This window comes from Candidatus Pelagibacter sp. HIMB1746 (genome assembly GCF_052047555.1).
In the GTDB taxonomy this organism is placed as follows: domain Bacteria; phylum Pseudomonadota; class Alphaproteobacteria; order Pelagibacterales; family Pelagibacteraceae; genus Pelagibacter.
On record NZ_JBNAJZ010000006.1, the window covers coordinates 78,585 to 94,000 of the forward strand.

The 15,416-nt window shown below is 31.1% G+C and carries 11 protein-coding genes; all 11 read left to right on the top strand.

Going from position 1 to position 15,416, the window contains the following annotated elements; translation table 11 throughout:
* Position 1 precedes the first annotated feature (1 nt).
* The gene (gene sdhD / locus ACTTBM_RS07700; protein ID WP_440635420.1) at positions 2-328 is read left to right on the top strand and encodes a succinate dehydrogenase, hydrophobic membrane anchor protein; all 327 of its coding nucleotides are present in this window, start codon (positions 2-4) and stop codon (positions 326-328) included.
* Positions 328-2,103, top strand: a complete 1,776-nt coding sequence (sdhA, locus tag ACTTBM_RS07705) for a succinate dehydrogenase flavoprotein subunit (protein WP_440635421.1) — start codon at positions 328-330, stop codon at positions 2,101-2,103. The genes sdhD and sdhA overlap by 1 nt, the downstream gene beginning before the upstream one ends.
* Entirely contained in the window at positions 2,103-2,882 is a 780-nt protein-coding gene (locus ACTTBM_RS07710; RefSeq protein WP_262589896.1) for a succinate dehydrogenase iron-sulfur subunit, read from the top strand. The genes sdhA and ACTTBM_RS07710 overlap by 1 nt, the downstream gene beginning before the upstream one ends.
* A 39-nt stretch (positions 2,883-2,921) precedes the next feature.
* Entirely contained in the window at positions 2,922-4,415 is a 1,494-nt protein-coding gene (locus ACTTBM_RS07715) for a CoA-acylating methylmalonate-semialdehyde dehydrogenase (protein ID WP_440635422.1), read from the top strand.
* A gap of 10 nt (positions 4,416-4,425) precedes the next feature.
* A complete protein-coding gene (gene mdh / locus ACTTBM_RS07720) occupies positions 4,426-5,388 on the top strand; it encodes a malate dehydrogenase (RefSeq protein WP_440635423.1) in 963 nt (320 codons plus the stop codon).
* Between the two features lie 2 nt (positions 5,389-5,390).
* On the top strand, positions 5,391-6,551 hold the full coding sequence (gene sucC, locus ACTTBM_RS07725) for an ADP-forming succinate--CoA ligase subunit beta (RefSeq protein WP_440613694.1): 1,161 nt from the start codon (positions 5,391-5,393) through the stop codon (positions 6,549-6,551).
* Positions 6,552-7,427 (top strand): succinate--CoA ligase subunit alpha, encoded by an 876-nt coding sequence (gene sucD, locus ACTTBM_RS07730; RefSeq protein ID WP_440613695.1) that lies wholly within the window; start codon positions 6,552-6,554, stop codon positions 7,425-7,427.
* Between the two features lie 36 nt (positions 7,428-7,463).
* Positions 7,464-10,382: a 2-oxoglutarate dehydrogenase E1 component gene (locus ACTTBM_RS07735; protein WP_440635424.1), complete on the top strand. Its 2,919-nt coding sequence runs from the start codon at positions 7,464-7,466 to the stop codon at positions 10,380-10,382.
* A 6-nt stretch (positions 10,383-10,388) separates the two neighbouring features.
* Positions 10,389-11,690 carry a 2-oxoglutarate dehydrogenase complex dihydrolipoyllysine-residue succinyltransferase gene (gene odhB, locus ACTTBM_RS07740; protein ID WP_440635425.1) on the top strand — a complete coding sequence of 434 codons (1,302 nt, stop codon included), beginning with the start codon at positions 10,389-10,391 and terminating at the stop codon, positions 11,688-11,690.
* A complete protein-coding gene (gene lpdA / locus ACTTBM_RS07745) occupies positions 11,691-13,091 on the top strand; it encodes a dihydrolipoyl dehydrogenase (protein WP_440635426.1) in 1,401 nt (466 codons plus the stop codon). It begins immediately after the preceding gene.
* A 72-nt stretch (positions 13,092-13,163) separates the two neighbouring features.
* The gene (locus tag ACTTBM_RS07750) at positions 13,164-15,401 is read left to right on the top strand and encodes an O-linked N-acetylglucosamine transferase, SPINDLY family protein (RefSeq protein ID WP_440635427.1); all 2,238 of its coding nucleotides are present in this window, start codon (positions 13,164-13,166) and stop codon (positions 15,399-15,401) included.
* Positions 15,402-15,416: the final 15 nt, after the last annotated feature.

Here is a 15,416-nt window from a genome sequence, read left to right on the forward strand (position 1 = left end):
TATGAATTTAGCTACAAAAAAATGGGTGTTTTTAAAATTATCATCAATAATTTTAGTCCCTTTAATGTTTTGGTTTATAATTAATTTCATATCAGTTTATGACGGAGATTATTCTGAAGTAGTTAGTTTTTTTTCAAACAAAACAAATAAGTTTTTATTTAGTATATTTTTAATTTTTGCTTATTTTTTTTCTGCCTTAAGTATTAGCGAGGTTTTTGAGGACTATATTTCTAATGAAAAAACCAAATATGTCGCAAACAGACTTCTCTATATTTCTGCTATAATTATCCCATTATTAACAATAATAATTTTACTTAATCTAAAATAATGAGCGCTTATAATATTATAGATCATGAATATGATGTAGTTGTCTTAGGAGCTGGTGGATCTGGCTTGAGAGCCGCTGTTGGATTAAGCGAAGCTGGATTGAAAACAGCCTGTATTTCAAAAGTATTTCCAACTAGAAGCCACACATCTGCTGCACAAGGAGGTATCTCAGCTGCACTTGGTAACATGGGAGAAGATGACTGGAGATGGCACATGTATGATACGGTTAAAGGTGCAGATTGGTTAGGTGATCAAGATAGCATTGAGTATTTATGCAAAGAAGCTCCAAAAGCTGTTTTAGAATTAGAAAAATATGGAGTTCCATTTAGCAGAACTGAAGAGGGAAAAATATATCAAAGACCTTTTGGTGGAATGACAAAAAATTATGGAAATGGAATTGTACAAAGAACATGTGCTGCTGCGGATAGAACTGGTCATGCAATTCTTCATACGCTTTATGGACAAGCCTTAAAACATAATACTGAGTTTTTTATAGAATATTTTGCATTAGATCTTTTAATGAAAGATGGAGCGTGCAAGGGATTAATTGCATGGAATTTAAATGATGGAACAATCCATAGATTTAGAGCACATACTGTAATTATAGCTACAGGTGGATATGGGAAAGTCTATTATTCAGCTACATCTGCACATACTTGCACAGGAGATGGAAATGCAATGGTATTAAGAGCTGGATTGCCTCTTCAAGATATGGAGTTTGTTCAATTTCATCCAACAGGAATTTATGGTCATGGCACGTTAATAACAGAAGGTGCTAGAGGTGAGGGTGGTTATCTAACTAACTCTAAGGGCGAAAGATTTATGGAAAGATATGCTCCAAATGCAAAAGATTTAGCATCAAGAGATGTTGTTAGTAGATCAATGTCTATTGAAATAAATGAAGGAAGGGGAGTTGGAAAAGATCAAGATCATGTTCATTTAAACTTAAGTCATTTAGATAAAGATATTATTGAAAGTAGACTTCCAGGAATTACTGATGCTGCAAGATTATTTGCAAATGTAGATGTAACAAAAGAGCCTATACCTGTTGTCCCAACAGTTCATTATAATATGGGTGGTATTCCAACAAATTACAAAGCAGAAGTTTTAACTGTTAATGGTTCAGAAAAAACTGTTCCAGGTCTGATGGCTATAGGAGAAGCAGCATGTGTATCTGTTCATGGTGCGAATAGACTTGGCTCTAATTCATTAATTGATTTAGTAGTGTTCGGAAGAGCAGCAGCAAAAAGAGCAGCAGAATTAGTTAAACCCGGAATTCCTCATGAAGAGTTACCTGAGTCTGAGACACAAAAATGTTTAGATAGATTTGATAAGTTAAGAAATGCAGATGGAAATAATAGTACCGCAGAACTTAGACTTTCAATGCAAAAAACAATGCAATCTAAATGTGCAGTATTTAGAACAGAAAAAAATCTAAAAGAAGGCGTTGATGATATTAGAAAAACTTATGATGGAATGGACTCTATTTCTGTTAAAGATAGATCTTTAGTATTTAATACTGATTTAGTTGAAACTTTAGAATTTGATAATTTAATTAGACAAGCAGTAACAACTGTAGAATCTGCATATCACAGAAAAGAAAGCAGAGGAGCTCATGCAAGAGATGATTATCCAAAAAGAGATGATGATAAATTTATGCAACATACTCTTGCTTGGTGTGATGGAAAAAATACAAAAATTAGTTATAGACCAGTCCACAAGTCAACTTTGACTAATGAAGTTCAATATTTTCCACCACAAGAGCGGGTATACTAATGGTACAATTGAATTTACCAAAAAATTCTGAAGTCAAAAAAGGTAAATATTTTAAAGATAAAACAGGCTCTAAAAATCTTAGAAGAGTAAATGTTTATAGATGGGACCCTTCTACTGAAGAAAATCCAAGAATTGATACTTATGAAGTTGATATGGATAATTGTCCTTCAAAAGTTTTAGATATTTTAAATAAAATTAAAAACGAAATTGACCCAACATTAGCTTATAGAAGATCTTGTGCTCATGGAGTTTGTGGTTCTTGTGCTATGAACATGGGTGGCAAAAATGGTTTAGCATGCACAACTCCGCATTCGGAAATTGATGGAGATATAGACATATATCCGCTACCGCACTTGAAAGTTAAAAGAGATTTAATTGGAGATTTAGATGGTTTGTATAAACAGTATCAATCTATTGAACCCTGGTTAAAAAATAATTCAAAAAAAGAAACAACAGAAATTTATCAATCTCAAGAAGATAGAGCAAAACTTGATGGTGCTTATGAATGTATTATGTGTGCATGTTGTTCAACATCTTGCCCAAGTTATTGGTGGAATGGAGATAAATACTTAGGTCCAGCAGTCCTTCTACAAGCTTACAGATGGATCGTTGATAGTAGAGACGAAGAAAGAAAAGCAAGATTAAAAAAAGTTGCTGATGAATTAAAACTTTACAGATGTCATACTATTTTAAATTGTACAAATGCTTGTCCTAAAGGCCTAAATCCAGCAAAAGCAATTGCAGAAATTAAAAAAATGTTAGCTACGGCCAATGTTTAAATAGACTATTAAGTTTTTTTGATTTAAAAGACCGTATTCATGAAATTAATAGAGCACTTCGTTAATGGAAAAATAATTCCAGGTTCATCTGATAGAAAAGGAAAAGTATTTAATCCTGCAACTGGAGAACAAGAATCTGAGGTTAGACTTGCAAGTAAATCTGATTTAGATCAAGCTGTAGAAGCAGCTAAAAAAGCATTTGAAACTTGGTCTGCGAAACCCCCCTTACAAAGAGCAAGGATAATATTTAAATTTAAAGAATTAATAGAAAAAAACTCTGATGAGTTAACAAAGCTAATAGTATCAGAGCATGGAAAAGTTTTTGAGGATGCTAGAGGATCTTTAACAAGAGGGCTTGAAGTAGTAGAGTTTGCTTGTGGAATTCCTCATTTATTAAAAGGTGAATACTCAGAAAACGTTGGAACAAATGTTGATAGTTGGTCAATGAGACAACCTCTAGGGGTAGTAGCTGGAATTACTCCATTTAATTTTCCAGCAATGGTACCAATGTGGATGTTTCCAATAGCAATTGCTTGTGGAAATACATTTATATTAAAACCTTCAGAAAAAGATCCTTCATGTCCACTTAGATTAGCAGAGTTACTTAGTGAAGCTGGATTGCCTGAGGGAGTATTTAACGTTGTTAATGGCGACAAAGAAGCTGTTGATGCAATTTTAGAAAATAAAGATATTAAAGCTGTAAGCTTTGTTGGATCCACTCCAATTGCAAAATATATCTACGAAAATTCAGCTAAAAATGAAAAAAGAGTACAAGCACTTGGAGGTGCAAAAAATCACTTAGTAGTTATGCCAGATTGTGACTTGGATGGTGCAGTAAATGGATTGATGGGTGCAGCTTATGGATCTGCAGGTGAGAGATGTATGGCTCAATCTGTTGCTGTTGCTGTTGGAGATATTGGTGATGAACTAGTTTCAAGACTTTCAAAAAAAGCAGAGGCTTTAAAAGTAGGACCCGGTATGGATAAAACTTCAGAGATGGGACCTCTGGTTACAAAAGAGCATTTAGAAAAAGTAAAAAGTTATGTTGATTTAGGAGTTGAAGAAGGTGCTAAATTAGTTGTCGATGGAAGAAACTTAAAACTTCAAGGTTATGAAAACGGGTTTTATATAGGTGGTTGTTTATTTGATCACGTTAATAAAGACATGAGAATTTATAAAGAAGAAATTTTTGGCCCAGTTCTATCTGTAATTAGAGTTAAAACTTTTGAAGAGGCTGCAAAACTAATCAATGATCATGAATACGGAAATGGAGTAAGCATTTATACCAGAGATGGTGATGTAGGCAGAACATTTGCTAGTAAAATTCAAGTAGGAATGGTTGGTATCAATGTTCCAATTCCAGTTCCTATGGCCTTTCATAGTTTTGGTGGTTGGAAAAGATCATTATTTGGAGATAGTGGTATGCATGGCATGGAAGGAATAAAATTCTATACTAAACTTAAAACTGTAACATCACGATGGCCTTCAGGTGTGCGTACAAACGCAGAATTTGTAATGCCAACAATGAAATAAGAGGAAATAAATGAAAAAAATATCTTTAATTGGCGCAGGCCAAATAGGTGGAACACTAGCACATTTAATTGGAATAAAGGAGCTTGTTGATGAAGTTGTTTTATTTGACGTTGCAAGTGGAATAGCTAAAGGAAAGGCTTTAGATATAGCTCAATCATCATCAGTTGATGGATTTAATGTAAAATTATCAGGTACAGACGATTATAAAGATATTAAAGATTCTGATGTTATCATAATTACAGCAGGAGTTCCTAGAAAGCCAGGAATGAGTAGAGATGACCTTCTTGGTATAAATTTAAAAATTATTAAACAGGTAGCTCAAGGAGTAAAAGAAAACGCACCGAACGCCTTCGTAATTTGTATCACCAACCCTTTAGATGTGATGGTTATGGCGTTTCAAAAGTTTTCAGGTTTGCCTGCAAATAAAGTTGTCGGCATGGCAGGAATTTTAGATAGCTCAAGATTTAAACTGTTTTTATCATTAGAGTTTGGTGTGCCTGTAAGAGAGATTGAAGCAATGGTTATGGGTGGTCATGGAGATACTATGGTTCCAATGCCAAGATTTACAAAAGTATCTGGCAAACCTTTATTGGATCTTGTGAAAGAGGGAAAGATTTCTCAAGAGAGAGTTGAAGAAATTAATCAAAGAACTAGAGACGGTGGAGCAGAAATCGTCAAGTATTTAGAAAAAGGTTCTGCTTTTTATGCACCTGCAGCATCGGGAGTTCAAATGGCTGAATCATATTTAAAAGATGAAAAAAAATTATTACCTTGCGCAGTGCAGTTAAATGGTGAGTACGGAGTAGAAAATGTTTATGCTGGAGTACCAGTTGTAATTGGTAAAGATGGAGTTGAGAAAATTGAAGTAGTGGATTTAGATGAAAAAGAAAATAAAGAGTTTATGCACTCTATTGATGCTGTAAAAGCTCTTTGGGAAGCTGCCTCTAAAATAGATCCAGATCTTTCAAAATAATAATGAATATTCACGAGCACCAAGCGAAAGAAATTTTAAAGAAATATGGAGCAATAGTTCCAGCAGGATTTTTTTCAACAAATGTTGATGACTTGATTGAAAAAGCAAAAAATTTAAAAACTGAAAAGTACGTTTTAAAGGCTCAAATTCATGCTGGTGGTAGAGGTAAAGCTGGAGGAGTTAAAATTCTTAATACACTTGAGGAATTAAAAAATTCAGCAAATGAGTTGCTTGGAAAAACACTTGTAACTCATCAAACTGGACCAGAAGGAAGAGAAGTTAAGCGATTATATGTTGAAGAATCCTCTAATATAGAAAAAGAATTCTATTTATCATGTTTAGTTGATAGAGCGAGCTCAAAGATCGCATTTATTTCAAGTGACCAAGGTGGAATGGATATTGAAGAAGTAGCAAGCTCAAATCCAGAAAAAATTATTACAACTAAAGTTGATATAGCTGAAGAAATATCAGATGCAGATTGTGAGTCAGTAATTAAAATTTTTGATTTAAACAGTGATGCAAAAGATCAAGCAATTTTACTAATCAAATCGATTTATAAAATGTTTATTAGTACAGATGCTAATATGGTTGAGGTAAATCCTTTAATTTTAACAAAAGAGGGAAAGATTGTTTGTTTAGATGCGAAAGTTAATTTCGACTCTAATGCATTATTTAGACACCCTGAAATTCTAGAATTAAGAGATCTTAATGAAGAGGATCCAACTGAGATTGAAGCAAGCAAACATGATTTAGCTTATATCAAGTTAGATGGAAGTATTGGATGTATGGTTAATGGTGCAGGTCTAGCAATGGCAACTATGGATATCATCAAATTATATGGTAAAGAACCAGCTAATTTCTTAGATGTAGGAGGTGGAGCCTCAAAAGAAAAAGTTTCTGCAGCATTTAAAATTATTCTTTCAGATAAAAATGTGAAGGGAATTTTGATAAATATTTTTGGAGGAATAATGAGATGTGATGTGCTTGCACAAGGAGTAGTGGACGCTGCAAAAGAAATTAATATTAGCGTACCTTTGGTAGTTCGACTCGCAGGTACAAATTTTAAAGAGGGAAAAGAAATTTTAGATAATTCGGGTTTAAAATTAATTTCAGCAGAGAATTTAGATGATGCTGCTAAAAAAATTGTTGAGGCTATTAAATAAATGTCAGTTTTAGTTAATAAGGAAACTAAAGTAATTTGTCAGGGTTTTACAGGTGCACATGGAACATTTCATTCAGAGCAAGCAATAAAATATGGAACAAATTTAGTAGGAGGTGTTACTCCTAAAAAGGGAGGTCAAAAGCATTTAGATAGACCTGTATTTAATTCTGTGGCTGAAGCTAAAGATGCAGTTGGGGCAGATGCCACTATGATTTATGTGCCTGCAAAATTTGCTGCAGCAGCAATTATAGAAGCTATCGATGCATCTGTTGAATTAATTGTTTGCATTACTGAAGGTATCCCAATTCAAGATATGCTTAAGGTTAGAAAAAAATTAGATGGGTCTAATAGCAGACTTATAGGTCCAAATTGTCCAGGAATTATAACTCCTGATGAATGTAAAATTGGAATTATGCCTGGTAATATTCATAAAAGAGGTTCAGTTGGAATTGTATCTAGATCAGGAACTTTAACCTACGAAGCAGTTGCTCAAACAACTGAAAATGGATTAGGGCAATCAACATGCATTGGAATTGGAGGAGATCCAATAAATGGTACAAATTTCATAGATTGTTTAGATCTATTTTTAAATGATGAAGAGACACAATCAATTTTAATGATTGGTGAGATAGGGGGTTCTGCAGAGGAAGAAGCGGCAGATTTTTTGAAAAACCATAAAATTAAAAAACCAACAGTTGGATTTATAGCTGGAATTACTGCGCCACCAGGTAGAAGAATGGGGCACGCAGGTGCAATTATTTCTGGAGGTAAAGGTGGTGCAGAAGATAAAATAAAAAAAATGGAAGAATGTGGAATTACAGTCGCAAAATCACCATCAATAATTGGTAAAACTTTATTTGATAAACTGTCTAATTGAAAAATATTTTTTAGAGGGATATATTAAATAAATAAGATGTCATCATCAAAAAATCTCGATTTCGAAAAAAATTCATTTTTACATAAATCAAATAGTGCATTTATTGAACAAATGTACTTAAAATTCATCAACAAAGATAAAGATCTCCCTGAAAGTTGGTTAAATTACTTTGAAGGAATTGGTGATGAAATAAAAGTTATTGCTAATGAAATAAATGGACCATCATGGGGACCAGAAAAAACAAAAATAAATATTGATGAGCTTCAAAAAAAAATAGATGAAAATGAAATTACTAATTTAAATAATGAAAAAATAGATACTTCAGAAAAATTTAATTTTCAATTACTTGCAGACTCTAACAAAGACTCAATAAGTGCTGTTGCGTTAATCAGAGCCTACAGATTAAGGGGGCATTTGTTAGCTGATCTTGATCCTTTGGGAATGAGAGAGTCTGAATATTTAGATGAACTTCATCCAGAGTTTTATGGTTTTAAGAAAGAAAACTATGAAAGAAAAATTTTCTTAAACGGCGTGATAAATAAAAAGTATGCCAATATTAAAGAAATTTTAAAATTTATGAAAAAAACCTATTGTGGAAAAATAGGTTATGAGTTTATGCACATTTCTAATCCTGATGAAAGAAAATGGTTTAGAGATAGAATTGAGCAAGATGATAAAGCTCTTCAGTTTACTAAAAATGGTAAGGAAGCAATTCTAAATAAATTAGTTCAAGCAGAAGGTTTTGAAAAATTTTTGGCAACAAAGTATGTTGGTACAAAAAGATTTGGTTTAGATGGAGGAGAAAGTTTAATTCCTGCACTTGAGCAAATAATTAAAATTGGCGGTCAACAACAAATTAAAGAGGTTAAAATTGGAATGTCTCATAGAGGCAGATTAAATGTTTTGGCTAACGTTTTACAAAAATCTTATAAAAGAATATTTAATGAATTTGCTGGTGAATATAGTGATGACTCTGAGGATAGTGCTGGAGATGTAAAATATCATCTTGGTGCATCTTCTGACAGACAATTTGATGGAAATTCTGTTCATGTTAGTTTGACAGATAATCCATCTCACCTTGAAGCAGTAAATCCTGTAGTTTTAGGACAAACTAGAGCAAAACAATTTTTTCATAAAGATAAAGAGAGAAATAAAGTTATCCCAATACTAATTCATGGCGATGCAGCATTTGCTGGACAGGGTGTGGTAGCAGAATGTTTTGCTATGTCAGGACTACCTGGACATAACACTGGTGGAACTATTCATATAATTGTAAATAATCAAATTGGTTTTACAACGAGTCCTCGATTTGCAAGATCGTCACCTTATCCTTCTGATGTTGCTAAAATGGTTGAAGCTCCAATCTTACATGTTAATGGAGATGACCCAGAAGCAGTTGTTTATGCTACCAGAATAGCTACAGAATTCAGATTAAAATTTAACAGAGACGTTGTAGTAGATTTAATTTGTTACAGAAGGTTTGGTCATAATGAGGGAGATGAGCCATCGTTTACTCAGCCATTGATGTATCAAAAAATTAAATCTCACCCAAGTGTATATAAAATTTATGGGAATAAACTGGTTAATGAAAAATCAATTACTCAAGAATTATTAAATCAAAATGTTAAATCATTTAAAGATTTATTAGATAATCAATATAAAAGTGCAAAAGACTACAAGCCTAAAATAGAATGGTTTGAGGGCACATGGTCAAGATATAAACCTGAGAAAGGAAAAGATAAAAGGGGAATATCAGGTTTTGATGAGGAGAAATTAAAAATAATTTCAAAAAAAATAAATACAGTACCATCAGAAAAAAATATTCATAAAACTATTAGTAAAATATTAAATACGAGAAGAGACTCGATTGAAAAAGGAGTGGGAATTGATTGGTCTTCAGCAGAAGCTCTTGCGTTTGGATCTTTGTTAGTTGAAGGATATCCAGTTCGTTTAGTTGGACAAGACTCTGGTAGAGGAACTTTTAGTCAAAGACATTCTGTACTAAGAAATCAAATAGATAATTCGAGATATATTCCACTAAATAATATTGTCAAAGGTCAAAAGCAATTTGAAGTAGTCGATAGTTTTTTATCTGAACTTGCTGTTTTAGGTTTCGAATATGGTTACAGTTTAGTTGAACCAAACACTCTAACAATTTGGGAAGCTCAATTTGGAGATTTTGCAAATGGAGCTCAAGTTGTGATTGATCAGTTTATAGCTTCAGGTGAGAGAAAATGGAATAGAGCATCAGGCCTTGTAATGTTATTACCTCATGGATATGAAGGTCAAGGTCCTGAACATTCATCTGCTAGATTAGAAAGATTTTTACAGTTATGTTCAAACGATAATATGCAAGTTATGAATTGTACAACTCCAGCCAATTATTATCATGCATTAAGACGTCAGATGCATAGAGATTTTAGAAAACCACTAATTATAATGACTCCAAAGTCATTACTCAGAAATAAATATTGTGTTTCTAACTTAGAGGATTTTAACAAACAAAATACTTTCCATAGAGTTTTGTGGGATCATGCGATCGATCCAAAATCAAATGGTTTTATTAAACTTAAAGAAAGTTCTGAGATTAAAAAAGTTATTTTGTGCTCAGGCAAAGTTTACTTTGACTTACTTGATGCTAGAGAAAAATTAAAAAGAGATGATGTAATTATGTTTAGAATAGAACAACTTTATCCTTTCCCGGCAAAAGCTTTAGTAAACGAACTTAAACCTTATGCCAAAAATGCTAAATTCTTTTGGTGTCAAGAAGAGCCAAAGAATATGGGAGCATGGTTTTCAGTGAGAGATTATATTCAATGGACATTAGATACTTTAAAGGCTAAATATAATGAAATTTCTTATATAGGAAGAAGCCCTGATGCAACTCCAGCAACTGGATATGCAAAGAGGCATAATTCTCAGCAACAAGAAATAATTAATAAGGTGTTTGATTAAATTATAATGAGTGAAAAAATAGTAGTTCCAGTACTTGGTGAGAGTATTACAGAAGCAACGGTTGCAAAATGGTTAAAAAAAACTGGAGATGCAGTTGAAGCTGATGAACCAATTGTAGAACTTGAAACTGACAAAGTTAATTTAGAAGTCCCATCACCAATAACTGGTGTTTTAACAGAAATTAATTCACAAGATGGCTCCACAGTGGAAGTTGGAGCTTTATTAGGTTCTGTTTCAGAAAATGGTTCAGCAAAAGTGATACCAACTGAAAAAAAAGAGGAACCCAAACAAGTTGAAGAAGCTCCTCCTGAAAACAATGTAATAAAATTAGATACAAATAAAAAAGAACCAGAAATTTTTGAAGATAAAAAAACAGAAATTCAAAAACCTAAGCCCTTAGTTTTGACTGAGGAAGTAGCACCAAAACCAGCACCAGTAATAGATAATAAAAATGATACTTTGTCTCCTGCTGTCAGAAAAATTGTTATTGAAAATAATATTGATGTTAATTCAGTTCAAGGTTCAGGAAAAAATGGTCAGGTTTTAAAAGGAGATTTAATTGGTCTAATGGGAGCAAATCCAAAACCATCAGAGAGAAAAATTCAATATGGTCAAGAAGAACGAATTAAAATGACCAGACTAAGACAGACAATTGCTAAGAGATTAAAACAAGCTCAAGAGAATGCTGCATTACTTACAACTTTTAATGAAGTTGACATGACAAATATAATGGAAATGAGAAAAGAAAATCAACAAGACTTTCAAAGTAGATATGGAATTAAATTAGGCTTCATGTCATTCTTTGTTAAAGCATGTGTGGTGGCCTTGAAACATTTCCCTGCTGTTAATGCTGAAATTGATGGCGATGAAATTATATATAAAAACTATTATAATATTAGCTTTGCTGTTGGTACGGATAAAGGTTTAGTTGTTCCAGTTTTAAGAAATGCAGATGAGCTTTCATTTGCAGATATTGAAAAAAATATCAAAGACATTTCTGAAAAAGCTAGAGATGGAAAATTAACAATTGAAGATCTACAAGGAGGAACATTTACTATCAGTAATGGTGGTGTGTATGGATCAATGTTATCAACTCCAATTCTAAACTTACCTCAATCAGGTGTTCTAGGTATGCACAACATTGTAGAGCGCCCTGTGGTAGTAGAAGGTGAAATAAAAATAAGACCTATCATGTATTTAGCTCTTTCTTATGATCACAGAATAATTGATGGCAAAGAATCTGTTTCTTTCTTAAAAATGATTAAAGAAAATCTAGAAGATCCTAGAAGATTATTTTTGGATATTTAAATGTCAGAAAAATTTCAAGCTGTAGTTATTGGAGGAGGGCCTGGTGGTTATGTTTGTGCAATTAGGCTTGCACAATTAGGTTTGAAAACAGCATGCATAGAGTCTAGAGGTTCACTAGGTGGAACTTGCTTAAATGTTGGCTGTATACCATCAAAAAGTTTATTAAATCTCTCTGAAGAATTTCATAAAGTAAAAAATTTATCCAATAAGGGTATCGAGATAGGTGAGGTGAAACTTAATCTTGAAAAGATGATGAAAAGTAAAGATAAAGCTGTAACAATATTGACCAAAGGTGTTGAATTTCTTTTAAAAAAAAACAAAGTTACTTATTTTAAGGGTCACGGAAGCTTTAAATCAAAAAATCAAATCTTAATTAAAGATGATAAGAATAATGAGACAATTATTGAATCAGAAAAAACAGTAATAGCATCCGGATCTGTACCAGTTTCATTACCTGGAATTGATATTGATGAAAAAGTAATTGTTTCCTCTACAGGGGCCTTAAAATTAGAAAAAGTACCAAATAAAATGGTCGTGGTTGGAGGCGGCTACATTGGTTTAGAGATGGGTTCAGTTTGGTCAAGATTAGGTTCGGAAGTTCAGGTTGTAGAATTCTTAGATCATATTACGCCTGGAATGGATAAAGAAATTTCGTCTGAGTTTATGAAAATTTTAAAAAAACAAGGTATTAAATTTAATATGCAAAACAAAGTTGAAACAATTCAGAAAAATAACAACGGAGCAGTTGTTTCAACAGTAGATAAAGATGGCAATAAAAATAATTTTGAATGTGATGTGGTATTAATTTCTGTTGGAAGAAAGCCAAATACGGATGGACTAAATTTAGATGCAGTAGGAATTGATTTAGATGAAAGAAAAAGAATAAAAACTGACAAAACTTTTAAAACAAATGTCGAAAATATTTTTGCTATTGGCGATGTAATAGTAGGACCAATGCTTGCTCATAAAGCTGAAGATGAAGGAATTGCAGTTGCTGAAAATATTGCAGGACAATCTGGACATGTTAATTATGATACAATACCTGGTGTTGTGTATACTACTCCAGAAGTTGCATCTATAGGAAAAACAGAAGAACAATTAAAAGAACTTAATCAAAAGTATAAAGTTGGTAAATTTTCATTTATGGCAAATTCTAGAGCTAAAGCAATTGATGATGCTGAGGGATTTGTAAAAATATTGGCAGATGAGCAAACAGACAAAGTATTAGGAGCTCATATTATAGGCCCTCATGCAGGAGAGTTAATCGCTGAAATAGGTGTAGCTATGGAATTTGGTGCAAGTTCAGAAGATATAGCAAGAACATGTCATGCGCACCCAACTTTTTCAGAAGCAGTTAAAGAAGCTGCATTATCAGTAGATAAAAGAGCAATACACTCTTAATTAAAATAACATAAATACCAAAAAACTTTTAGATCGCTGTTTAAATATTATTGATTTATATTTAATTTCTTAATGAATATTGAAAAAAAATTAATTATAAAAAAATTATTTTCCATAGCTATAGAAAATCATCATAAAAATAAATTCAATAGTGCGGAAAATTTATATTTCAAAATTTTAAAACATGATTCAAATCATATAGGTGCTAATAATAATCTTGGAATTTTATTTCATCAAAAAAAAAATTATAAAAAAGCAATTAGTTATTTTGAAAGAGTAATTAAAATTGATTATAATAATTGTTCTGCATTTAATAATCTAGGTCTTATTTACCATCAGCTAAAAAATTATAAAAAAGCAATTAATTTTTTTAAAAAAATAATTCAAATTAATTTTAATTATTTAGATGCTCACTTTAATTTAGGAAATTCTTATAAACAACTTGGTGAGAATAAAAAAGCAATAGATTCATATAATAAAGCAATTGAAATAAACCCAAATTATTCTGAGGCATATATAAATTTAGGAAATACTTATCTCCAAATCGGAGAATTTGGAAAAGCAATTTCTTACTATGAAAGGACTTTACAAATTAACTCAACCAATATTAATGCATTCATTAGTTTAGGAAATGCTAATAGAGCGCAAAAAAAGTTTAAAGAAGCTATTAGTTTTTATGAAAAAGCATTAAGAATAAAACCTGATAATTCTGATACACTTAACAATATTGGAAGTGTTTACAAAGATTTAAAGCAATACAATAAAGCAAAAGAATTTTTTTTAAAGGCTATTAAGTTTAATCCAAATAACTCAACAGTTTTTAAAAATCTTGGTATTGTATACCAAGAAATAGGAGATCATAAAAAAGCATGTAGTTGTTATGAAGATGCAATTAAAATTGATCCATATAACCTTGCTAGTCATTGGTATTTATTGAATACTTTTCCAATTGTTTATAAAAATGAAGAAGAAATTAATCACTACAGAAAAAAATTTGAATTAGGTATTTACAAAATCAATCAATTATTAGATAGAAAAAATTATTATTCAAAAATCAATTTCATTGATGCTTTAAATTCATCGACAAATTTTTATCTACACTATCAAGGAAAAAATGATTTTAATTTGCAGAAATTATATGCAAGTTTAATTGAAAAAATTACTAAAAAAATTTATAAAATTGATGCAGTTCCAAAAAAACATAAATTAAAGAAAATTATTAAAGTTGGTTTTGTATCTTCATTTTTTAGAAATCATACAGTTTCTAAATTGTTTAAAAATTGGATTATTAAATTAGATAAAAAATTTTTTAATTGTAAAGTTTATTACGTAGGTGATAAATTTGATCATGTGACTGAAGAAATAAAAAAAAATGCAGATTTTTTTTATTTTAACACAGATGTAAATAGTTTGATTGGTCAAATTGCCAGGGATGAATTAGACATTTTAATTTATTTGGATATTGGCATGAGTTCAAAAATCCAAATTTTAACTTCTTTAAAGTTAGCCTCCATTCAATGTAATACGTGGGGACATCCTGTTTCCTCTGGTTTTAAAAATATTGATTATTTCTTTTCAAGTGAAATGATGGAAACAAAAGATTCCCAAAAGTATTATTCAGAAAAGTTGATTAATTTACCTAAATTAGGAATAGAATATGATATTCCTAAATATTCAATTTTAAAAAAACCAACAATTTTAAAAAAGGATAATAAAACTATCTTTTTTAATCTCCAAAGTTTATTTAAACTTTTACCTCAAGACGATCATATATATCTAGACATTGTTAAAGAAAATTCAAATTGTTGCTTTTGGTTTATTAATAGGATGAATGATGAAGTTACATCTATATTTAAAGAAAGAATATCTAGACTATTTAAAAATGAAGGTTATGTTTTTGAAAAGTATTTTCATTTTCATCCAAAATGTAATCAAGATGAATTTTTAGAACTGATTAATAGATCAGATATAATTTTAGATAGTTTACATTGGTCAGGAGGAAACACATCATTGGAAGCAATTAGTTTAAACAAACCAATAGTCACTTATCCTTCAAATTTTATGAGAGGAAGACACACCTATGCTATTATGAAAATATTAAATATTGAAGAACTTATTGTAAAATCTAAACAAGAATATGTAAAAATATCAAATGAGTTAGCTCACAATAAAAATTTTAGAAATTCTATTATCAACAAGATAAAAAAAAATAAAAATAAATTATTTAATGATAATCAATCAACAAGATTTTTGGAAAATTTTATAAGAGAAAAAGTAAATGAAATGAGAAATATTAGTGAGATTAATTAAATAATTTTAATATAT